Genomic DNA, 20,040 nt, shown 5'->3' with positions numbered 1-20,040 from the left:
CTCCCCCGCCGCCCGGGGGAGGCGCCCCGGTCCGTCCCGGTCACACGGCGAAGAGGGCGGTGAGCCGCGGAAGACGGCGCGCGTTCTCCTCGTCGTCGTCGAAGTCCCACTGCTCGCCGGCGGGCTCGGCGAGGGCGCGGCCCGACGACGTCCGCTCCCGGGCCGCGTAGTACGCCTCGTCGTCCTCGCCCGTCGCACGCGACCAGGCCCCGCCGACGAGCGAGTCCAGCGACTCGAACCCCAACCAGGGCGACCCGCCGTCGGCCATCGCCGCGACGACGGGGTGGTCGGCGAGGGAGTCCGGGTCGGCGACCGCTCGCTCGAACGTCGCACGACCCGCGAAGACGAGCCCGTCGCGGAAGTCCATGAAGCCGTCGTCGCTGCACCCGCCCTCGACGAGGTACGCCGCTCCCCACACCGGCCACGCGTAGGCGTCGCGCGCCACGGCACCGGCGACGTCGGCGAACGCGAGGATCTCGTCCGGGCTCAGCCGCTCGACGAGCAGGTCGGTCAGGACGCCGGGCAGCGGGTCGTCCTCGGCGCCGCGGTCGTCCGCACCCGCGCCCGCCCGGTCACGCGCGGCGTCGACGATCTCCCAGAAGGTCTCTCGATCCATTGCTGGGACGCTACGGCCCGGCACCCACAGGAGCGCGTTCGGCGGTCACGAGTCCAGGCGGTAGACCAGCTCGACGACGTCGGATCCCACGCCGGGGGCGTAGGACGTCTCGCGACCCTCCTCCACGAATCCGGCGCGAACCAGCACCGTGGCGGAGCCGACGTTGTGGACGGCGACGCGCGCCCGCAGCGGTCGTTCGCGCTCGACCGTCAGGAACGTCGCGAGGGCGGACGACGCGACCCCCCGACCCCAGAGCGACGGGTCGACCCAGTAGGTCACCTCCCGCTCCCCGTCCATGGTGAAGCTCCCGATCGTCCCGACGAACGACCCGGCGTGCTCGACGGCGAGCACCGTGCACGTCGGGTCGGCGCGGATGCGCTCATAGTGGCGGTCGAACGCCGCGCGGTCGGACGGGTCCGCCCGCGTGAACGCCGCCAGCGCGACGGCCGCGGGGTCGCGCTCCCACCCGAAGAGCCGGTCCAGGTCACCGTCCGCGAGGTCGCGAAGTCGCACGTCCATGCGGGGACCGTACGCCGGGGGTCCCACGCGGCGCCGAACGCATGACCGGCGCGCGGACGAGACGGCCGGTCACGCGTGCGGGGTCACGTCCTGGCCCGCGTGCCGGGCCAGGATCGCGTGCGCGTCGGTCCCCCGCGGCAGGACGCCGTAGCCGTGGCCACGGTCCTCGCCGAGACGGGCGGCGACGAACGCGTCCGCCGTGGCCGACGGCGCGTGCCGCACCACGAGCGACGCCTGGAGCGCGAGCGCGAGCGACTCCACGACCCGGCGGGCCTGCGCCTGCTGCGCCCCGGCGTCGGCCCCCGCGACCTCCGCGAGCAGACGACGCGTGCGCGCGACGTGCGCGTCGAGGACGGGGTGCGCGCCGGCCGTCGTGCCCAGCTCGGCCTCGAACGCGGCGACCGACTCCGGCTCGCGGCCCATGGCGCGCAGCACGTCGAGCGCGATGACGTTGCCCGAGCCCTCCCAGATCGCCATGACGGGCTGCTCGCGGTAGCGGCGCGCGAGGGGGAACGCCTCGGTGTACCCGTTGCCGCCGAGGCACTCCATCGCCTCGTACGCGTGGTGCGGCCCGCGCTTGCACACCCAGTACTTGCTCACGGCCGTCGCGAGGCGACGGAACGCGCGGTCGTGCTCGGACTCGCCGTCGTGCGCGGCGGCGAGGCGCACCGACGTGAGGGTCGCCGCCTCGGACTCGAGCGCGAGGTCGGCGAGCACCGCGGTCATCGCGGGCTGGTCGACGAGCGCCGCGCCGAACGCGCTGCGGTGCCGCGCGTGCCACAGGGCGTCGGTCACGGCCTGCCGCATCCCCGCGGCAGACCCGTGCACGCAGTCGAGCCGGGTGCGCGACACCATCTCGATGATCGTCCGCACGCCGCGCCCCGGCTCCCCGACGAGGAACCCGACCGTGCCGTCGAGCTCGATCTCCGACGACGCGTTCGACCGGTTGCCCAGCTTCTCCTTGAGCCGCTGGATGCGGAACACGTTGCGCGTGCCGTCCTCCAGCACGCGCGGCACGAGGAAGCACGACGGCGCCCCCTCGCCCGCGGCGCCCGGGACCTGCGCGAGCACGAGGAACGCGTCCGACATCGGCGCCGAGCAGAACCACTTGTGCCCGGTCAGCAGGTACGCGCCGTCCGCTCCGGCGGGCACGGCCGTCGTCGCGTTCGCCCGCACGTCCGAGCCGCCCTGCTTCTCCGTCATCGCCATGCCGACGAGCGCGCCGGGCTTGCTCGCCGGCGCCGCGAGGGCGCCGTCGTACCCGCGGGACAGCAGGCGCGGCTCCCAGACCGCGGCGAGCCCCGGCGCGTGGCGCAGGGACGGCACCGCCGCGTGCGTCATGGAGACCGGGCACGCGTGACCCGGCTCGACCTGCGCGAACAGCGAGAACGCCGCGCCCCGCACGACGTTCGCGCCCGGCCCGGGCTCCGCCCACGCGCTCGTGTGCGCGCCGTGCGCGACGGCCGCCCCGATCACCTCGTGGTACGCCGGGTGGTACTCGACCTCGTCGACGCGGTTCCCGCGCCGGTCGTGCGTGCGCAGCACGGGCTCGTGGACGTTCGCGAGCTCGGCCGCGCGCTGGAAGTCCCCCGAGCCGACGAGCGCGCCGACCTCGACGAGCCGGTCCTCGCCCCACGCGCCGCCGTAGGCGTGCACGGCCTCGCGCAGCACGGGGTGGTCGAGGTACTCGTTGACGCCCTCGCGCTCGGGCGGCTGGTTCGTCACCCGGTGGGTGACGTGCGGCGCCGGGTGCGCCGCCGTCGCGGCCGGGTTCGAGGCAGTGCCCGAGGCGGGTGTCGTGGTGGTGTCGGTGGGGGTCACGGTGTCCTCCTGCGGCTCTGCGGGTGGTTCGGGGCCGCGCTGCGGCGGTGGTGCGGACTGGTCCGGTGCTCAGGTCGGCCAGGGCGCGGTCAGGTCGACTCGTGCGCGGCGGCCTGGGCGCCGACGGCGCCCAGGCAGAAGCGCAGGATCGTCGCGACGACGGCGTCCCGCGCCGCGGGCGCGACCGCGCCGTCGGGGCCGGTCGGGCCACCCGCGAGCGGGGAGAGCGGACCGGTGAGCGACTCGCCGATCGCGCCGACGAGGGCGGTCGCGACGACCGCCACGTCCTGGTCGGGGATCTCCCCGGCGTCGACGCCGGCGCGCACGACGTCCGCGAACGTCTCCGCGTACGCGCGCCGGTACTCCAGGCGCGCGGCGTCCACGGCCGGGTCGACCGGCTCGAGCAGCAGCGCCCACGCGAGCGTCGGGCCGCGCAGCGCGCGCCGCGCGAAGGTGTCGACGGCGCGGCGGAGGCGCGCGGCGGTCCGGTCGCCCGGGGGGTCGTCCGGGCGGGTTGCGGCGGCGGCGCGCACGGCGTCGAGCTCGACGTCCGCCGCCTGCCGGAACACGGCCACGAGCAGGTCGGCCTTGGTGGGGAAGTACGAGTAGACGCCGCCCGTGCTCACCCCGGCGCGCGCGGCGAGCGCCTGGACGCTCGCCCCGGCGAACCCGTGCGCGGCGACGATCGTGCGCGCCGCGTCGAGCAGCGCCGCACGCTTGCGCTCGCGGGCGGCCCGCGTGGCGGGCGTCTCGCGGTAGGGCACGGTTCCTCCGTCGTCGTCGAGGGTGCGCCGCCCCGTCGCGGCTTCCCACCAAGAATTGAACCATGGTTCAATTCATCACGGTACCGGCTCCGGCCGGGCCGCCGAGACGGCGTCGAGGGCGACGCCGGGCAGGACGTCGAGGAGGACGACATGCACCTGGGCAGCATGCTGGAGAGCACGGCACGCAAGGTCCCCGCCAAGGAGGCGCTCGTGCTGGGCGAGCGCCGGCTCACCTACGCCGAGCTGGACGACGCCGCACGCCGCGCCGCCGCGGTGTTCCGCGACGCCGGGGTGCGCCCCGGCGACCGCGTCACCGTGATGACGTTCAACACCCCCGGCTTCGTCGTCGCGGCGTTCGGCCTGTGGCGCGCGGGCGCCGTGCTCGTCCCCGTCAACCACAAGCTCCAGGCGCCGGAGGTCGCGCGGCTCGTCGCGCACAGCGGCGCGGTGCTGGGCGTCGCGGACGCGAGCCTGGCCCCGGTCGTGACCGCAGCCGCGCCCGCGGTGCGCTGGCTGTGGACGGAGACGGACGCCGTCGGTCAGGACGCGGCAGGCGCGGAGGGGACGCCAGGGCACGACGACTTCGACGCGCTCGTCGTGGCCGCCGCGCCGTGGGACGGCGTCCCGCCCGACCAGGACGTGATCGCCCAGGTGCTCTACACGTCCGGCACGACCGCGGCCCCGAAGGGCTGCGAGCACACCCACCGCGGACTGAGCTCGGTCGCGGCGTACACGACGGCCGCCGTCGGGCTGCGCGCGGACGACCGCTTCCTGCTCGCGATGCCGATCTGGCACGCGTCGCCGCTCAACAACTGGTTCCTGTCGATGGTGTTCCTCGGCGGGACGACCGTGCTGCTGCGCGAGTACCACCCGATCGAGATGCTGCGGACGGTCGCGGCCGAGCGCACGACCGCGTTCTTCGGCGCGCCCATCGCGTACGTCGCGCCGCTCCAGGTCGCGGCCGCGCAGGGGATCGACCTGTCGGCGTTCGACCTGTCGAGCGCGCGGCTCTGGCTCGCGGGCGGCGCGCCCGTCGGCGCGGACACCGTCCGGGCGATCCGCGCCGCCTACCCGGGCGAGCTGCACCAGGTCTACGGCATGAGCGAGATGGGTCCGGTCGGCACGGCGCTCGGTCCGGCCGACCAGGAGCGCAAGGCGGGCTCGATCGGCCACGCGGGCATGCCGGGCGTCGACGTGCGGGTCGTCGACCTCGACGGGAACGACGTCGGGCCGGGCGGCACGGGCGAGGTCTGGCTGCGGTCGGACACCCGCATGGTCGGCTACCTCGACGACCCCGAGGCGACCGCCGCCGTCCTCGTCGGCGACTGGTACCGGACGGGCGACGTCGTGCACGTCGACGAGGACGGGTACCTCTTCATCGTCGACCGGCTCAAGGACGTCATCATCACCGGCGGCGAGAACGTGTACTCGCAGGAGGTCGAGGAGGCGCTGCGCGGGTCGCCCGAGGTCGCGGACGTCGCCGTCGTCGGGCGCCCGCACGCCGACTGGGGCGAGACCGTCGTCGCGTTCGTCGTCCCGGCCCCGGGCGCCGAGCCCTCGCTCGACTCGCTGCGCGCGTTCCTCGCCGACCGGCTCGCGCGCTACAAGGTGCCGCGCGACGTCGTGCTCGTCACCGAGCTGCCCCGCAACCCCTCGGGCAAGCTCACCAAGCACGTGCTGCGCTCACAGGTCCGCGAGGACGCCGCCGTCTGACCCGTCGCCGTCCCTGACCCCGACCGTGCCGCCGGGGTCAGGGACGCGCGTGCTCGAAGATCACGGTCGTGCTGGTCCCCGCGACCTCGGGCCGGACGCTGAGCGTCTTGGACACCAGGTCGCGCAGGGCGTCGGAGTCGGCGACGGCGACGTGCAGGAGGAAGTCACGGTCGCCGGTGACGAAGAAGACGCCCTCGACGTCGGGCAGCGTGAGCAGGTAGTCGCGGAACGCCTCGAGGCCCTTGCGCGCGCCCGCCTGGAGCCGGATCGCGATGAGCGCCTCGAGCCCGCGGCCGAGCGCGGCCGGGTCGACGTCGGCCCGGAAGCCGCGGATCACGCCGCGGTCCACGAGGGCGCGCACGCGCGCGTGGCACGTCGACGCGGCGATGCCGACGCGGGCCGCGATCGCCGCGTTCGTCGCCCGCGCGTCGGTCGCGAGGACGTCGAGGATGCGGCGGTCCACGTGGTCCAGGACGGCGGGTCGAAGATCCTTCGGCACGGGGAGCCTCCTGAGGTGGTTCGACGAAGGTCGGGTCGGTCGCCGCGGGGCGTCACGACGATCCTTCGGCACATCTTGCCGCACACCGAAGGATCCACCACGCTGGAGTCGTTGCGACACCATCCCGTCGCACACCAGCCACGCGCCCGCCTCGCCACCCGCGAGGCGGGCGTCGGTCGAAGGAGCCCGGCGTGAGCACGACCCCCCGTTCCCGTCCCCGCACCCGCGACGCCCGGTCCGCGTCGCCCGGCCGAGCGCCCCGCACGGCGGTCGTCGTCGGCGCCGGCATGGTGGGCCTCGCCACCGCCTGGCACCTCCAGGAGCAGGGCGTCGAGGTCACCGTCGTCGACCGCGAGGGCGTCGCCGCGGGGTCCTCGTGGGGCAACGCCGGGTGGCTCACCCCGGGCATGGCGATGCCGCTGGCGGACCCGTCCCTCTGGACGTACGGACCGCGCGCCCTCCTCGACCCCGCCGCACCCCTGCACGTGCCGCTGCGGTTCGACCCGCGACTGTGGACGTTCTTCGCGCGCTTCATGGCGCACGCGACGCAGCGCCGCTGGGACCACGCGATGGCGGCCCTCACCCCGATCGACCGCGTCGCGCTCGACGCGTTCGACGAGCTCGCCGGCGGCGGGAGGCTCGGGCACGGCGTCGAGGCCGGCACCACGCCCGGGCCGTTCACCGTCGCGTTCGAGCACGTGCGCGAGGCGCGACCGTTCCTCCGCGAGCTCGAGCACGTCGCCGGCGCCGGCCAGACCGTCCCGTTCCGGCGCGTCGAGGCCGGCGAGCGCGCGCACCAGCTCACCGACAGCGTCTCCACCGTCTACGCGCTCGAGGGCCAGCGCTTCCTCGAGCCGGGACCGTTCGTCCACGCCCTCGCCGACTCCGTGCGCGCCCGCGGCGGGCGGATCCTCACCGGGCTCGAGGTGCTCGACGTCGAGCCCGGCCGCCTCGGCGCGTGCGTCTTCGCGCGCGCCGTGCACCCCGACGCCGCCGCGCACCCCGCCCTCGTCGGCGCGGCCGGGACGAGCCGGGAGTCCGGCGCGGGCGAGGGCGTCGGGCCCGACGCCGGGGCACCCCGCCGGGCCGGGTCCCCCACCGAGCGCGAGGAGGGGGTCGTGCTGCGCGGCGACGCCGTCGTGCTCGCGACCGGCGCGTGGCTGCCGACGCTCGCCGCGCCGCTCGGCGTGCGCACGCGCGTCCAGGCCGGGCGCGGCTACTCGTTCACCGTGAAGACCGACGAGCCCGTCGAGACGCCGATCTACCTGCCCGCGCGCCGCGTCGCGTGCACGCCGTACCAGGGGCGGTTCCGCATCGCGGGCACCATGGAGTTCCGCGGCCCGGACGAGCCGCTCCAGCCGCGCCGCATCGAGGCGATCCTCGCGTCCGTGCGACACCTGTTCCAGGGCGTCGACCTCGACGACCGGCACGACGAGTGGGTCGGCTCGCGCCCCGTCACGCCCGACGGCCTGCCGCTCGTCGGCGCGACCCGCACCCCCGGCGTCTACGTCGCGGGCGGCCACGGCATGTGGGGCATGGTGCTCGGGCCCGCCACCGGCCGTGCGCTCTCCCACCTCGTGACGACCGGCGAGACCCCCGACGAGATCCGCGCGTTCGACCCGCTGCGCTGAGCCCGGCGGCAGGCGCCCTCGGACGGCTCCGCCGCGCCCGGCCGAACCCGGCCGAGCCCGGCCCAAAGACCCTGTCGAACGGGGGCGCCGCGTCCTAGCGTGGTCGTCATGAGCGTGCGAGAGCAGCACCGGGCCGCGCTGCGCGCCCTCGACGGCGACCCGGCCGCGGTGCGGGCGTACCTCGCCGCGGGTTCCGGGCTCCCGGGGCCCCGGGCGAACCTCGAGCTCCTGGGCGCGTTCGCCGACGTCGCGCCCGCCGACCTGGTGCGCGCCTTCGCCGACGACCCCGACGAGTACCTCCGGTGCTGCGGCACGTGCGGGCTGGGCCGGCTCGTCGTCGAGGCCCCCGCCGACGCGCGCGCGGAGCCGACCGACCGGCTGCGCGCCCGTGCCTCGGACGGGTCGTGGCGCGTCCGCGAGGCCGCCGCGATGGCGCTCCAGCGGATCGGCGACGCCGAGCCGGCCACGCTCCGCGCGCTCGTGTCGTCGTGGGTGGCTGACCCTGACCCGCTGGTCCGACGCGCGGCGGTCGCCGGGGTCTGCGAGCCGCGCCTCCTGCGCAACCCCGCGTCCGCGACCGCCGCGCTGGACGCCTGCGCGGCCGCGACCGCCTCGATCGGCGCGCTCCCCTCCGACGCACGCCGCGACGCCGACGTGCGGACGTTGCGCCAGGCCCTCGGGTACTGCTGGAGCGTCGCCGTCGCCGGTGACCCGGCCGCCGGCGTGCCGCGGTTCGCGGCGCTGCGCGGGTCGTCGGACCCGGACGTGGCGTGGGTCGTGCGCGAGAACGAGAAGAAGGCGCGCCTGCGCCGTGTGCTCGACGGCACGGCTTGACCGGGGCACCGGAGCCGCCCCGGCGCCGGCACAGAGGTGGTGCCGAGAGGTCTTGCGTCGCGCCGCGGGGACCTATATGTTTAACGGAAATACTAATCCGCGACGAGGGAGTCCGATGACCAGCACGACTGAGCCGACGACGAGGATGGCCGAGCTGGCCGCCGCGGACGAGGACCTCCGGAGCTTGCTCTCCGGCGGCTGGCTGCGCTACCGCACGTCGCCGGCGCTCCAGGAGCTGACCCGGGACGCGCACGCGACGTGCGCCCGGATCGGGAGCGTGTACTTCGAGGACGTCGACGAGGCGCGCCGCCTCTTCCACCGGCTCGTCCCCGGCGCCGAGGACGGGATCGACTTCCGCCCGCCGCTGACGATCGACTACGGCGACCGTCTGCTGATCGGCGCGCGGACCTTCATCAACGCCGACTTCATGGTCATCGGCGGAGGCCTCGTCACGATCGGTCCCGACTGCCTCATCGGGCCGCGGTGCTCGATCTACACGCCGAACCACGCCGAGGACGTCGTCCGCCGCCGCGAGGGATGGGAGCGGCCCGAGCCCGTCACGATCGGGAGCAACGTGTGGATCGGTGGCTCGGTCACCATCACGCCCGGCGTGACGATCGGCGACGACAGCATCATCGGCGCGGGGTCCGTGGTCACGCGAGACGTCCCCGCGGGCGTCGTCGCGGTGGGGAACCCGTGCCGTCCCGTCCGCGCGATCACGACCGTCCCCGAGGACACCACCTCTCGCTGAACCAGCCCGCGCGCCGGGGCGACGACACCCCGGGGCGCTCGACGACGCATTCACCCGAACAGCCGGCGCCGGTGCCGGCGGAGAGCAGGACTCATGCAGTGTGCAGAGTGCGGAACCACCTCCCGCGACGGACGGGTCGCGACGGCCGTGTGCAGCGAGTGCGGCGCAGCCACGTGCGCGGAGCACACGCGAGAGGTGCGGATCGAGGTCCCCTCCAGCTCCGTGGGGAACCCCGTGGTCCGGACGGCACGACGGCTGCGGTGCAGCGAGTGCACGCGCCTCGCGGAGCCGCTGGAGCAGGTCCGGCGGTAGCGCCCACGCGGCCCGCGCCGGCCGCACCCGGACTCGGGACCCCCAGGGTGTGCGCGCACGCTCGCCTACGCTGGCGCGCATGGACCTCGCGCGCTCGATCCCGCTGTTCGTGCTCGCCGCGCTGCTGGAGATCGGTGGGGCGTGGCTCGTGTGGCAGGGGTTGCGCGAGCACCGGGGCTGGCTGTGGATCGGGGCGGGAGTCGTCGCGCTCGGACTCTACGGCGTCGTCGCGACACTGCAGCCCGACGCGAGCTTCGGTCGCATCCTCGCCGCCTACGGCGGCGTGTTCGTCGGCGGGTCGCTCGCGTGGGGCATGGTCGTGGACGGCTTCCGGCCGGACCGCTGGGACGTCGTCGGCGCGCTGCTCTGCCTCGTCGGCGTCGCGGTCATCATGTACGCCCCCCGCCCGGACTAGCCCCTCTCCCGAGCGGCGACACCCGGCCTTGCGGACCGCGGTCGTGGGTGGCGGTCACCTCCAGCCACCGTCCGCGTGCAGCCCACCGGGCCCCACGCGGGTCGGGCGTGCCGCCGAGGCCGAGTGCTCCACGAAGCGCCGCCGTCACGACGACGCCCGTTCAGGGGTGGGCGTGGCGGTCGCGCTCGGACGAAGCGCGGACGTGGGCGCGTTGGCCTTGTCGTCCGACCAGGCTGAGGTATTCGACGGGGCCCGCACTGGTGGCGCCGAACCAGTGCGGGGTCCGGGTGTCGAACTCGGCGGCCTCCCCGGGTTCGAGGAGGAGGTCGTGCTCGCCCAGGACGAGCCGGAGCGCACCGTTGAGGACGTAGACCCAGTCGTGTCCTTCGTGGGTGCGCAGCTCGGGTTGCTTGTCGTCGTCGCCGGTGGGGAGGATGAACTTGTAGGCCTGTATGCCGCCCGGGCGGCGTGTCAGCGGGAGGATGACGGAGCCGTCCGCGCAGGGAATGGGGCGCAGGTTGACCCGGGGGTTGCCGGTTGCCGGGGCGTCGACGAGTTCGTCGAGTGTCGCGCCGTAGGTGCGTGCGAGGGGCAGCAGCTGCTCGAGGGTGGGTCGGCGTAGCCCCGCCTCGAGGCGGGACAACGTGCTGACGGAGATGCCGGTCTGGTCGGCGAGCTCGGCCAGGGTGAGCCCGCGTCGCTGCCGGAGCAGCTTCAGGCGTGCGCCGACGGCGTCGAGGGTGCGGTCGGTGTCGGCGGGCATACGGTCAGTCTGCCAGCGCGCATGCTGCTCGGCGGTCGGGGTCATGAGGGCGTGGTCAAGAGGTCGCGGCCCGTTCGAGGGCGATCAGGTAGGTCTGCCTGGACTGGGCCCCAGGCAGGCCCCAGGTGTTGTCGATGACGATGAACGGCGCACCCGTGGCGCCCAGCGAGCGGGCGCGTTCGGTGTCGCGGTCCACGGCGCGGACGTGCCGACGTTCGACGAGGGCTTTCGCGGCGTGGTCCGGGTCCAGGCCGATCTCTGCAGCGAGGGTGACGAGGTCCTCGAGGTGCCCGATGTGACGCCCTTCGGCGAAGTAGGCGGTGAACAGTCGTTCGGTCAGTTGTGCGCGTCGTCCCGTCGCGCTTGCATGGTGCAGGAGCTCGAGCGCGAGGTGGGAGTTCGTCGGCTGGGTGTGGTGGGGTCGATAGGTGAGACCCTCGGCGCGCGCGAGCTCGGCGAGCCGGCCGAGGACGCGATCCCGTCGGTCGGGCGGCATCGCGCTGTGGCTGCGCACGTGCGCGTCTCGGTCGATGTCGACGGGTGCGTGCGGGCTGAGATCGAAAGATCTGTGAGTGACCTCGACCTGACCGCCGAAGTCGGCCACCGCCGCGCGGAGACGGGGTTGGGTGATGTAGCACCAGATGCACTGGGGGTCGGACCAGATCTCTACCTGGACGGGCGTGGGCGTGTTGTCGGCCATGGCGCTCACTTCGCGGTGAGCGGGTGGCTGGGCTGGTCGGCGTCGGTCTCGAGCGACGGCTCGGGCGTCGGGGCAGAGAGCGTGGGTCCTCGCTGCGGGCCACGGAGGAGGACGAAGACGAACATGGCTGCCATGACGGCGGCGCCGATCCACATCGACTGCTGCCAGCCGGTGACGAAGGACTCCTGAGCTGCGCGGACGACCTGGGCGGCCAGGGGGCCCGCGTCCGCGCTGGCGGCAACGGCGTTGGCGATCCCGTCTCGGGCGTCGTCGGCGACCGCGGCAGGCACGCCCACCAGCTGCGGTTCGACCGCGGTGCGGTAGCCGGCGGTCAGCAGCGCCCCGAGCAGTGCGATGCCGAGAGCCGCGCCGAGCTCGCGCGTGAGGTCGTTCAGGGCCGAGGCCACACCCTGCTGCTCGCGTGGCAGGGAGGACGTGATGGCCTCGGTAGAAGGAGTCATGGCCAGTCCCATGCCCAGGCCCATGGCGACGAGCCCCGGCAGGACGGTGAGGTAGCCGCCCTCCACGGACACGAGCGAGGCCATCGTCGCGAGCCCTGCGCCGGCGACCAGAACGCCGGCAGCCATCGTGGCCCGGGCGCCCACGCGAGCGGCGACGAGAGGAGCAAGACCGGACATCAGCATCATGAGCAGTGCCATCGGCATCATGGCGAGGGTCGACAGCAGCCCGGTCCAGCCGAGCACGACCTGGAAGAAGGGGTAGAGCACCAGGGAGACGCCGGCCTGTACCCCGAACATCACCAACAGAAGGGTCGACCCGCTAGACAGTCCCCGAGTGCGGAACCGGCGGACGTCCAACAGGGGCGCAGGGGTGCGCAGCTCCCACAGCACGAAGCCCACCGCGCCTGCGAGCGCCAGGACGAGGCTGACGCTCGGTACCAGGGCAGACCATCCCCGCTCAGGGCCCTCGTGCAGCGCGACGGTGAACCCGACCGCGGCGACGACTGAGGTGAGCGCCCCGACGATGTCGTATCGGTGCGTCCGATGTTCCCGCGAGTTCGGCACGGAGCGCAGCGCGACCACACCTGCGGCGACAACGAGCAGGACCGGCAGGACGAACAGGAACCGCCAGTCGGCCACATCTACCAACAGTGCCGAAAGGTACATGCCCAGGATCCCGCCGCCGCCGGCGACCGCGGTCCATGCTCCGACGGCCTTGGACCGTTCTCCGTCGGGGAACGTGGACGTGATCACCGACAGCGTGACCGGCATGACGAGCGCGGCGCCCACACCGCTCGCAAGCCGCGCACCGACCATGACTCCGATGGTCGGCGCAAGACCGGCCGCGACGTTCGCGACGCCGAAGACGAGGAGGCCGCTCAAGAGAACCGGTCGGCGGCCCCACCGGTCCCCGACGGCACCGAGAGGCAGCAACAGTGCGGCCAGAGTGATCGTGTAGGTGTTGATCATCCACAGCACCTCGCTCTGCGAGGCGGAGAACTCCAGCGCGAGGTGCGGCTGGGCGACGTTCAGCCCAGACACCGAGGCGACCACGGCCATGAGCGCAAGGCTCACCGCGAGCAGGATCGAACGGCGTCGGCGCGGGTCGTCGATCGTCGACGAGCCGTCGGCTGTTGTCGTGACGGGGGGCGAGGTCATAGGAGTCCTTCCGGTGGAGGGCGCGCGAGATCGCGGCGCGGACAGGTCGTGCCCGACGTGGACCCGGTCCTTGTCAGCGCGGGTCGGTCGTTCTCACGAGAGAGAGGGCGACTGGACCGAGCATGTGGGCCTGGGACAGAGGGCGGCAAGGAAACTTGCTGATCGGCAAACCCCCAGTCGGTAGGCGCCGTGCCGCTCCGGGCGGAGCGAGCTGACGGATGCCCGTGGAGAAACCGACCTGTGGACGCAGCAAGGGCGTGTCTCCACACCTCGGGTGAGAGGTCTGGAGACACGCCCTCGCAGCGTGCGACGCCTAGCGTCCGATCTGGTCGAGCTCGGCAAGGTCTGCCGCGGAGAGGGTGAGGGCGGCGCCGGCGACGTTCTCGCGCAGGTGCGCGACCGACTTGGTACCCGGGATGAGCAGGATGTTGGGCGAACGCTGGAGCAGCCAGCTCAGCGCCACGGCCATCGGGGTGGAGTGCAGCCGTCCCGCCACCGCGGAAAGGACCGAGGACTGCAGGGGCGTGAATCCCCCGAGGGGGAAGAACGGCACGTAGGCGATGCCGTCGCGCGCCAGGTCGTCGATCAGGTCGTCGTCGTGCCGCACCGCGAGGTTGTACATGTTCTGCACGCACACGATCGGGGCGATCGACCGCGCCTCACGGACCTGCTCCGGGGTGGCGTTGCTGACCCCGAGGTGGCGGATCAGGCCCTGCTGCTGCATTTCGACGAGGGACGCGAAGGCCTCGGCGATCGGCTCCTGGACGGCACCTTGGGCGTTGCCCAGTCGCAGGTTGACCACGCCGAGCGCGTCCAGCCCGAGCGACGCGAGGTTCTCCTGGACCTGCCTACGCAGGTCCTCGGGCCGTCGGGCAGTGGGCCAGCCGCCCTGGGCGTCGCGGTCGGCGCCGACCTTGGTGACGATGTTCAGCGAGTCGGCGTAGGGGTGCAGCGCCTCGCGGATCAGCTCGTTGGTGACCCGCGGACCGTAGGCGTCGCTCGTGTCGAGGTGAGTGATTCCGAGGTCGGCAGCCTCACGCAGGACTGCCAGCGCGCCGTCGTGGTCGGCGGGGGGCCCCATCACCCAGGGGCCGGCGAGCTGCATCGCGCCGTATCCGAAGCGGGTGACGGGCAGGTCGCCCAGAGTCCACGTGCCGCCGGGGAGCGTGGTCGAAACAGTGCTCAAGGGGCTGCCTTTCGGTTCGAGGTCGGAGTGCTCGTCGTGCGAGCGCTGGCATGCCAGGATGCAAGGTGTGGTTTCTTGACGGAAGTAGGCACCCGAAAGTGCGTAAGGCACCTCGGCGTCGCGAGGAGGAACGATCATGACGATGACCGCGGCTCAGCAACGCGTCCACGCGAAGGCCGAGTACGACGCCTTCTTGGCCGCATGCCCGAGCCGCCAGCTGCTCGACCGGCTCTCCAACAAGTGGGTCACGCTGGTCCTCGCGGCGTTGGGCGACGCCTGCACCGGGCCCGACGCCGAAGCCCGGCCGATGCGCTTCTCGGAGCTCTCCCGCCGACTGGCCGGAGTCAGCCAGAAGATGCTCACCCAGACGTTGCGTTCGCTGGAGCGCGACGGCCTGGTGACCCGCACCGTGATCGCGACCGTGCCGGTCACCGTCTCCTACGAGCTGACCGAGCTCGGGGTCTCCCTCCAGCACACGATGCGTGCCCTCAAGTCCTGGGCGCAGGACCATATGGACGACGTGTTCGCCAGCCGCGAGGACTACGACAACCGCATCGCGTGACGGCGGCCCGAGGCGGCCGCTGCGCCTCAGGCTGGAGAGCGGACGAGCTGACCTCGCTCCGAGACGGCCGACGCCGGGCTCCCGCGAGAAGGGCCGGCTCCGGGGTGGGGGAGCCGCGTCCTAGACGACAGCGGCCGGTGCGGTCACGGCGGACCGCGCCGGGAGGCGGTCCTCGGGGCGCTGGGCGAACGGACGGATGCGCTCGAGGTAGTCGGCGATGGCGTCGCGGTTCTTCTCGAGGATGCGGATGCGGTCCTCCAGGCGGCCGAGCTCCGTCTCGAGGAGCTCGATCTTGTCCGGGTACGCGTTGTGCAGGTGGATCTCGGGGGCCTTGCCGAGACAGGGCAGGAACTCCTTGATGATCTTGGTCGTGAAACCGACCTCGAGCAGGCCGCGGATCTGGAGCACGCGGTCGACCAGGTGCTCGCCGTACTCGCGGTAGCCGTTCTCGGCCCGCTCGGGCGTGAACAGCCCTTGCTCCTCGTAGTACCGCAGGAGCCGCGCCGGGGTCCCGGTGCGCCGGGACAGCTCGCCGATCCGCACGTGATCCACCTCACCTGGTCGTGTCGCTTGACCTTCACATCAATGTCAGACATCGATGCTAACCCCATGTCCACGACGAGCACACCCACCACCGCCACCGTCCCGGACCCCGGCACCGCGTCGGCCGGCGCCCCTCGCCCCGCCTCCGGCGCCCGCAGCCCCGGCGCGCTGCCGGTCGGCGCGCTCCTCGCGCTCGCGGCGTCGGGGTTCCTCACGCTGCTCACCGAGATCCTGCCCGCGGGCGTGCTGCCCGCCATGGCCGGCGACCTCGGCGTCGGAGCCGGTGCCGCCGGGCAGACCGTCACGGCGTTCGCGGTCGGCGCGATCGTCGCCGCGATCCCGCTCACGCGCGCCACGGCGCGGTGGGACCGCCGCACGCTGCTCCTCGTGACGGTCGCGGGGTTCGTCGTCGCGAACACCGTCACCGCGGTGTCGTCGTCGTTCGCGCTGACGCTCGTCGCCCGCTTCGCCGCGGGGCTCGTCGCGGGCCTCACGTGGGCGCTGCTGCCCGGCTACGTGCGCCGGATCGTCCCCGCCGACCGGGTCGGGCGGGCCATGACGATCGCCATGGCCGGCGGCCCGCTCGCCCTCACGCTCGGGGTGCCCGCGGGCGCGGTGCTCGGCTCCGCCGTCGGGTGGCGGTGGACGTTCGGTGTCCTTTCGGTGCTCGGGCTCGCTCTGCTCGCGTGGGTCCGTCTCGGCGTCCCCGACGCGGCGGGAACGCCCCGAGGCGCGCAGCCCGCGGTCCGCGCCGTGCTCCGCCGACCGGGGCTGCGGCCCGTGCTGCTGGTGACCGGCCTCAACGTCCTCGCCAACACGTCGCTCTACACGTACGTCGCGGTCCACCTCGCGCACCTCGGCCAGGGCTCGCGCACCAGCGCCCTGCTCCTCGTCCTCGGCGCGGCGTCCGCCGGCGCGCTCGTGCTCGTCGGGGCGCTCATCGACCACCGCCTGCGCGCCCTCACCCTGGGCTCGGTCGTGGTCTTCGCCCTCGCGATGCTCGTGCTCGGCCTCGCGCCGACGTCGACGGCCGTCGTCGTGGTCGCCGTCGCCGCGTGGGGCTTCGCGTTCGGCGGGGCCGGCACCCTCTACACGACCGCTGCGGCCCGGACCGCGGGCGACGGCGCCGACGTCGCGCAGTCCGCGCTCGTCACCGTGTGGAACACGTCCGTCGCCCTGGGCGGGGCCGTCGGCGGCGCGGCGCTCGCCGTGGCCGGCCCGGCCGGGCTGCCGTGGGTCTCGCTCGCCCTCATGGTCCCGGTCCTGACGACCGTCGTCGCGGGTCGGCGCCACTCCTTCCGCTGACCCGCTCCGCCGCTCGGCGGGATCCGGGCGGGCTTTCCGACGGGCGGCGTCTCTGCCAGGATCGGCGCGTGGCCATCGACGCCCCGACCGGCAGGGGGCCGACGCACGACGTCGGAGCCGGAGACCTCGAGCCCGCCCTTCCCGGACTCGGTCCGGAGCCGACGCGAGAGGGGTATGCGAGCTGGTCCCGCCGGGTCGTCGCGTCGCTGCTCGACACGGCGATCGTCGCGACGGTGCTGTTCCTCGCGGTCGGGCCCGCCTACGAGGTGGCCTGGCTCCCGGCGATCAGCTTCGGCATGACGACGAGCACCGTGGTCCCCGGCGGCACCTGGTGGGCTCTCGGCACCGCGGCCGCGCTCTTCGCCCTCCAGGGCTGGACCGGAGCGACGCCCGGCAAGCGGACGGTGGGGATCGTCGTCGTGCACGACGCGACCGGGCGGCCCGCCGGGCTGGTCCGCACCGTCCTGCGCCACCTGGCCCACCTCCTCGACGCGATCCTGTACATCGGCTTCCTCCGCCCGCTCTGGCACGCGCAGCGCCGGACGTTCGCCGACTCGGTGTGCAGCACGGTCGTGCTGCACCAGGTCCGGCCGCCCGTGCCGTTCCTCGGCCCGGGGACCCGCCTGGGCGACCCGACGCCGTCGCGCACCGTCACCGCCGCGGCAGCGGTCCTGTCCGTGGGGAGCGTCGTCTTCGTCCTCGGCCCGGCGTCGTACACCGGCGGCGACGTGTGGACGGCGACGTGCACCCCGGAGGTGTCGGACGAGTCTCCGCTGACCGTGGGCGACGTGCAGGTCGTCAGCTGGTCGATGCCGGGCACCGAGAGCCGGTGGGGCGTGACCCGGACGAGCCCGCTCCCCGACGAGGCCGGGGACGAGACGGGCCTCGACGCGTCGTTCGCGGTCGACCTCGACCTGGACGCCACGCTCGACCAGCCTCTCGACGCCGCGCTCGTCCTGCGCCTCGAGACCTGGCAGGGCGACGAGCTCGGCACGTTCGAGTCGCCGTTCCGGGTCGAGCAGCACGCGGACGGCGGCAGCGAGTGGGAGGTCGTCCCGCCGACGCCCGCCGGCTCGGGCCTCGACGGGGTCCACGTCCCGGCCGCGACCGTCGCGGCGCTCCCGGCGGCGTGGAGCTGGGATGCCTCGGTCGTGGTCGAGGGCGAGACGGTCGCCTCCTGCGGAGGTCGCGGCCCGTCCTGACGAGCACGACCTCACCCGCTGTCGAGCACGACATGGGGGTCGTTATCCGCCGGATAGCGACCCCCGTGTCGTGTTCGGCGCCAGGGGCGGGGACCTCTCAGAGCGGCACGGACTTGCTGCAACACTGCCGAAACGCCTCGGACGACCGGGGGAAACGTCGCGGTCGCACGATGGGGGTGCGCTGGGCCCCGAGCCCGGCGCACCAGCATCCGTCCCGACCTCGCGGCCGCACAGCGCGACCGCGACCCGAGGAGGCACCCGTGCCGGACAACCGCCCGCTCTTCTCCGCCCCGTCGACCACCGGTCGCGCAGACGCTCCGCCGACGGGACCGTCCGGAAGCACCCGGACGGCAGACCACCGGACGTCTGGTCACCGACCCGCCGAGCTCGGGGTGACGCTGGACCTGCGTCCCCGCGAGGAGCCGCAGCGTCGCGCCAACCCGGGCGACGAGCTCACCGTGGACCCGGCCGACCGTCGCCGCCGCGCCCGCGCCGCGCTGCTGGACCTGCGCCGCGACGTGATCCGCCGGAGCGCCAACGGGTGGTGAGGCAGGTCAGAGCCGGACGAGGTCGAACGTCTCCCACGGCCCGACGGCCGTCCGGTTCGCGACGAGCGGCTGGGCACCCCCGCCCTCGGCGCACACGTACCGGCCGTTGACCTCGGCGCGCAGCGCGACCGTGCCGCCGCCGAGGTCCTCCAGCCGGAACCGTTCCCACGCGCCCACGGCGGCGCGGTTCGCGACGAGCGGCTGCGCCCCAGCGCCCTCGGCGCACACGTAGCGTCCGTCGACCTCGGCGCGCAGCGCCACGAGCCCGCCGCCCAGCTCCTCCAGCCGGAACCGTTCCCACGACCCGACCGTCGGTCCGGCCGCGACGAGCGTCCCGCCGTCGGTCTGCCGGGCCTGGACGTACTGCGCGTTCGCACGCGACCGGAGGGTGACCAGGCCGGTCACGGGCCCCGGGCCGCCGACGACGGGTGGCGTCGGGCGCACGGCCGTGAGCGCGATCTCGCCACGGAGCAGGCGGCCGCCGTCGTTCGTGAGGCGCAGGTAGTAGTCCGAGGAGCAGGCCGTGCCGTCCTCGTCGAGGGCGCGCATGCCTGAGCCTGCCGGCACGTCCGCCGCCGTCGCGGCCGTCTTCGCGACCTGGTTGCCCTCGTTGTACTCGTCGAACATGGAGACGTAGGCGCTCGCGACGCCCGCCCGCGCGTGGTTGTAGAACTGGCGCCACATGAAGTCGCCGTGCGCGCGCTGACCCTCCTGGAGGTCGCCGGGCAGGACGCACGGCTGGTAGTCGATGCCGAGGCGCACGCACTCCGCGAGGTCAGGCACCGTGGCCCGGGCGTAGAAGTCGTCCGCACCCGCGACGTTCCCGATCCGGCCGACGAGCCACGGCGAGATCATGTCGAACGACCGGTACACGGCCCCGAACCCGGGGCGCGAGTCGCCGGTCCCCTCGCGCCACCACGTCGGCACGCCGCCCATGACGTAGCACCCCTGCGCCTTGAACCAGTCGACGACCTCCTGGCACTCCTGCGGCGTGAAGGGGCGCTGGGCGTCGTCGAATCCGAAGCCCCAGATGCCGACGACGGGCTTGCCGTTCTGCCGCGCGTACGCGGGCGAGGCCACGTGGGCCGACATCTTCGTCGTCCAGTCCTGCGTGATCTGGTTCCGCATCGCGTACCAGTCGCTCACGTCGTACATGACGTAGAACTTCACGCCCGCGCGCTCGGCGGCCGTGCGGGTGCGGCTCGCCATGACGTCGCGCGTCGGGCCCTCGCCGCCGAACGGGTCGAAGCGCTGGAGCGCGGCCGTGTGGATGCCGTTCTCGGCCATCCACCGCAGGTGCGCGTCGACCGTCTGCTGGTCGTACGACGAGAAGAGGCGCGCGGGGCGGCCGTCGCCGAGCGCGGGGAACGCGGTCTGGTACGTCGTCGTGTACTCGCGGACGTCGGGCCACGACTTGATGACCGTGTTGGTGGCCGACGGCGCCTGGTCGGCCTGGCGGGCCCAGTGCCACCACGCGTCGATGGGGGCGCCGTCGCCCCGGCACGCGAACCAGCCCTGGTAGCCGGCGGTGATCTTGCCGACGACGTCGCCGGGCGGGCTCGCCGCGACGGCGGCGCCCGGGAGGGCGGCCGCGGCCGGGCCGACGGCGGAGGCGGAGGTGCCGACGGCGGCGGTCGCCGCGGCGGCGGCCGTCAGGCCGAGGAAGGAACGTCGGGTGAAGCTCATGTGCTCAAGTCCGTTTCTCTGGGGGTGCCGGCGCGACGTCGTCGTCACGGT

At 74.1% G+C, this 20,040-nt stretch carries 20 protein-coding genes; 9 read left to right on the top strand and 11 right to left on the bottom strand.

Annotation, left to right across the window (positions count from 1 at the left end; genetic code table 11):
• Positions 1–40: 40 nt before the first annotated feature.
• The 4 genes from AC6CH9_RS15905 to AC6CH9_RS15890 form a co-directional block, all read right to left on the bottom strand.
• Positions 41–616 carry a DUF4240 domain-containing protein gene (locus tag AC6CH9_RS15905; RefSeq protein ID WP_498155768.1) on the bottom strand — a complete coding sequence of 192 codons (576 nt, stop codon included), beginning with the start codon at positions 614–616 and terminating at the stop codon, positions 41–43.
• Between the two features lie 45 nt (positions 617–661).
• Positions 662–1,135 carry a GNAT family N-acetyltransferase gene (locus AC6CH9_RS15900; protein WP_498155767.1) on the bottom strand — a complete coding sequence of 158 codons (474 nt, stop codon included), beginning with the start codon at positions 1,133–1,135 and terminating at the stop codon, positions 662–664.
• A gap of 69 nt (positions 1,136–1,204) precedes the next feature.
• Positions 1,205–2,956 (bottom strand): acyl-CoA dehydrogenase family protein, encoded by a 1,752-nt coding sequence (locus AC6CH9_RS15895; protein ID WP_498155766.1) that lies wholly within the window; start codon positions 2,954–2,956, stop codon positions 1,205–1,207.
• Positions 2,957–3,045: 89 nt separating this feature from the next.
• A complete protein-coding gene (locus AC6CH9_RS15890; protein ID WP_498155765.1) occupies positions 3,046–3,720 on the bottom strand; it encodes a TetR/AcrR family transcriptional regulator in 675 nt (224 codons plus the stop codon).
• A 150-nt stretch (positions 3,721–3,870) separates the two neighbouring features.
• Between AC6CH9_RS15890 and AC6CH9_RS15885 the strand changes: the two genes are divergently transcribed.
• Positions 3,871–5,433: a class I adenylate-forming enzyme family protein gene (locus AC6CH9_RS15885; protein WP_498155764.1), complete on the top strand. Its 1,563-nt coding sequence runs from the start codon at positions 3,871–3,873 to the stop codon at positions 5,431–5,433.
• Positions 5,434–5,470: 37 nt separating this feature from the next.
• On the opposite strand, the gene AC6CH9_RS15880 is transcribed toward AC6CH9_RS15885, so the two are convergent.
• Positions 5,471–5,932: an Lrp/AsnC family transcriptional regulator gene (locus AC6CH9_RS15880; protein ID WP_498155763.1), complete on the bottom strand. Its 462-nt coding sequence runs from the start codon at positions 5,930–5,932 to the stop codon at positions 5,471–5,473.
• Positions 5,933–6,123: 191 nt separating this feature from the next.
• On the opposite strand from AC6CH9_RS15880, the gene AC6CH9_RS15875 reads away from it, so the two are divergent.
• The 4 genes from AC6CH9_RS15875 (at position 6,124) to AC6CH9_RS15860 (ending at position 9,875) form a co-directional block, all read left to right on the top strand.
• The gene (locus AC6CH9_RS15875) at positions 6,124–7,563 is read left to right on the top strand and encodes an NAD(P)/FAD-dependent oxidoreductase (protein WP_498155762.1); all 1,440 of its coding nucleotides are present in this window, start codon (positions 6,124–6,126) and stop codon (positions 7,561–7,563) included.
• Positions 7,564–7,671: 108 nt separating this feature from the next.
• Positions 7,672–8,397: a HEAT repeat domain-containing protein gene (locus AC6CH9_RS15870; protein ID WP_498155761.1), complete on the top strand. Its 726-nt coding sequence runs from the start codon at positions 7,672–7,674 to the stop codon at positions 8,395–8,397.
• 115 nt (positions 8,398–8,512) lie between these two features.
• Complete coding sequence (locus AC6CH9_RS15865; protein WP_498155760.1) at positions 8,513–9,148, top strand: sugar O-acetyltransferase; 636 nt, start codon at positions 8,513–8,515, stop codon at positions 9,146–9,148.
• A gap of 391 nt (positions 9,149–9,539) precedes the next feature.
• Positions 9,540–9,875: a YnfA family protein gene (locus tag AC6CH9_RS15860; RefSeq protein WP_498155759.1), complete on the top strand. Its 336-nt coding sequence runs from the start codon at positions 9,540–9,542 to the stop codon at positions 9,873–9,875.
• Between the two features lie 160 nt (positions 9,876–10,035).
• Here AC6CH9_RS15860 and AC6CH9_RS15855 read toward each other — a convergent pair whose 3' ends face one another.
• From AC6CH9_RS15855 to AC6CH9_RS15840, 4 genes are all read right to left on the bottom strand, one after another.
• Positions 10,036–10,638: a helix-turn-helix domain-containing protein gene (locus tag AC6CH9_RS15855; protein WP_141388962.1), complete on the bottom strand. Its 603-nt coding sequence runs from the start codon at positions 10,636–10,638 to the stop codon at positions 10,036–10,038.
• Between the two features lie 55 nt (positions 10,639–10,693).
• A complete protein-coding gene (locus AC6CH9_RS15850; RefSeq protein WP_498155758.1) occupies positions 10,694–11,338 on the bottom strand; it encodes a DsbA family oxidoreductase in 645 nt (214 codons plus the stop codon).
• A 5-nt stretch (positions 11,339–11,343) separates the two neighbouring features.
• On the bottom strand, positions 11,344–12,957 hold the full coding sequence (locus AC6CH9_RS15845; protein ID WP_498155757.1) for an MFS transporter: 1,614 nt from the start codon (positions 12,955–12,957) through the stop codon (positions 11,344–11,346).
• Positions 12,958–13,270: 313 nt separating this feature from the next.
• Positions 13,271–14,281, bottom strand: coding sequence for an aldo/keto reductase family oxidoreductase (locus AC6CH9_RS15840; protein WP_498155756.1), 1,011 nt, complete (start codon positions 14,279–14,281; stop codon positions 13,271–13,273).
• Here AC6CH9_RS15840 and AC6CH9_RS15835 point away from each other — a divergent pair.
• Positions 14,280–14,705, top strand: a complete 426-nt coding sequence (locus AC6CH9_RS15835; RefSeq protein ID WP_498155755.1) for a winged helix-turn-helix transcriptional regulator — start codon at positions 14,280–14,282, stop codon at positions 14,703–14,705. The two genes, AC6CH9_RS15840 and AC6CH9_RS15835, sit on opposite strands and share 2 nt — an antisense overlap.
• A 120-nt stretch (positions 14,706–14,825) precedes the next feature.
• On the opposite strand, the gene AC6CH9_RS15830 is transcribed toward AC6CH9_RS15835, so the two are convergent.
• A complete protein-coding gene (locus AC6CH9_RS15830; RefSeq protein ID WP_498155754.1) occupies positions 14,826–15,248 on the bottom strand; it encodes a MerR family transcriptional regulator in 423 nt (140 codons plus the stop codon).
• Positions 15,249–15,314: 66 nt separating this feature from the next.
• Here AC6CH9_RS15830 and AC6CH9_RS15825 point away from each other — a divergent pair, with 66 nt between their 5' ends.
• From AC6CH9_RS15825 to AC6CH9_RS15815, 3 genes are all read left to right on the top strand, one after another.
• Positions 15,315–16,553, top strand: coding sequence for an MFS transporter (locus tag AC6CH9_RS15825; RefSeq protein WP_498155753.1), 1,239 nt, complete (start codon positions 15,315–15,317; stop codon positions 16,551–16,553).
• A 68-nt stretch (positions 16,554–16,621) separates the two neighbouring features.
• Positions 16,622–17,755 (top strand): RDD family protein, encoded by a 1,134-nt coding sequence (locus tag AC6CH9_RS15820; RefSeq protein WP_498155752.1) that lies wholly within the window; start codon positions 16,622–16,624, stop codon positions 17,753–17,755.
• A gap of 392 nt (positions 17,756–18,147) precedes the next feature.
• Positions 18,148–18,303 (top strand): hypothetical protein, encoded by a 156-nt coding sequence (locus AC6CH9_RS15815; RefSeq protein WP_498155751.1) that lies wholly within the window; start codon positions 18,148–18,150, stop codon positions 18,301–18,303.
• Positions 18,304–18,309: 6 nt separating this feature from the next.
• Here AC6CH9_RS15815 and AC6CH9_RS15810 read toward each other — a convergent pair whose 3' ends face one another.
• Positions 18,310–19,989, bottom strand: coding sequence for a hypothetical protein (locus AC6CH9_RS15810; protein ID WP_498155750.1), 1,680 nt, complete (start codon positions 19,987–19,989; stop codon positions 18,310–18,312).
• Between the last annotated feature and the right edge of the window lie 51 nt (positions 19,990–20,040).

This window comes from Cellulosimicrobium sp. GQ32 (assembly GCF_059758455.1).
This window is presented reverse-complemented; position numbering and strand designations above follow the sequence as displayed.

Bases quoted from the DNA above. Each gene is read 5' to 3' on its own strand.
- AC6CH9_RS15905 (WP_498155768.1), bottom strand. From the start codon at position 616: ATGGATCGAGAGACCTTCTGGGAGATCGTCGACGCCGCGCGTGACCGG.
- AC6CH9_RS15900 (WP_498155767.1), bottom strand. From the start codon at position 1,135: ATGGACGTGCGACTTCGCGACCTCGCGGACGGTGACCTGGACCGGCTC.
- AC6CH9_RS15885 (WP_498155764.1), top strand. From the start codon at position 3,871: ATGCACCTGGGCAGCATGCTGGAGAGCACGGCACGCAAGGTCCCCGCC.
- AC6CH9_RS15870 (WP_498155761.1), top strand. From the start codon at position 7,672: ATGAGCGTGCGAGAGCAGCACCGGGCCGCGCTGCGCGCCCTCGACGGC.
- AC6CH9_RS15865 (WP_498155760.1), top strand. From the start codon at position 8,513: ATGACCAGCACGACTGAGCCGACGACGAGGATGGCCGAGCTGGCCGCC.
- AC6CH9_RS15860 (WP_498155759.1), top strand. From the start codon at position 9,540: ATGGACCTCGCGCGCTCGATCCCGCTGTTCGTGCTCGCCGCGCTGCTG.
- AC6CH9_RS15855 (WP_141388962.1), bottom strand. From the start codon at position 10,638: ATGCCCGCCGACACCGACCGCACCCTCGACGCCGTCGGCGCACGCCTG.
- AC6CH9_RS15850 (WP_498155758.1), bottom strand. From the start codon at position 11,338: ATGGCCGACAACACGCCCACGCCCGTCCAGGTAGAGATCTGGTCCGAC.
- AC6CH9_RS15845 (WP_498155757.1), bottom strand. From the start codon at position 12,957: ATGACCTCGCCCCCCGTCACGACAACAGCCGACGGCTCGTCGACGATC.
- AC6CH9_RS15835 (WP_498155755.1), top strand. From the start codon at position 14,280: ATGACGATGACCGCGGCTCAGCAACGCGTCCACGCGAAGGCCGAGTAC.
- AC6CH9_RS15840 (WP_498155756.1), bottom strand. From the start codon at position 14,281: ATGATCGTTCCTCCTCGCGACGCCGAGGTGCCTTACGCACTTTCGGGT.
- AC6CH9_RS15825 (WP_498155753.1), top strand. From the start codon at position 15,315: ATGTCCACGACGAGCACACCCACCACCGCCACCGTCCCGGACCCCGGC.
- AC6CH9_RS15810 (WP_498155750.1), bottom strand. From the start codon at position 19,989: ATGAGCTTCACCCGACGTTCCTTCCTCGGCCTGACGGCCGCCGCCGCG.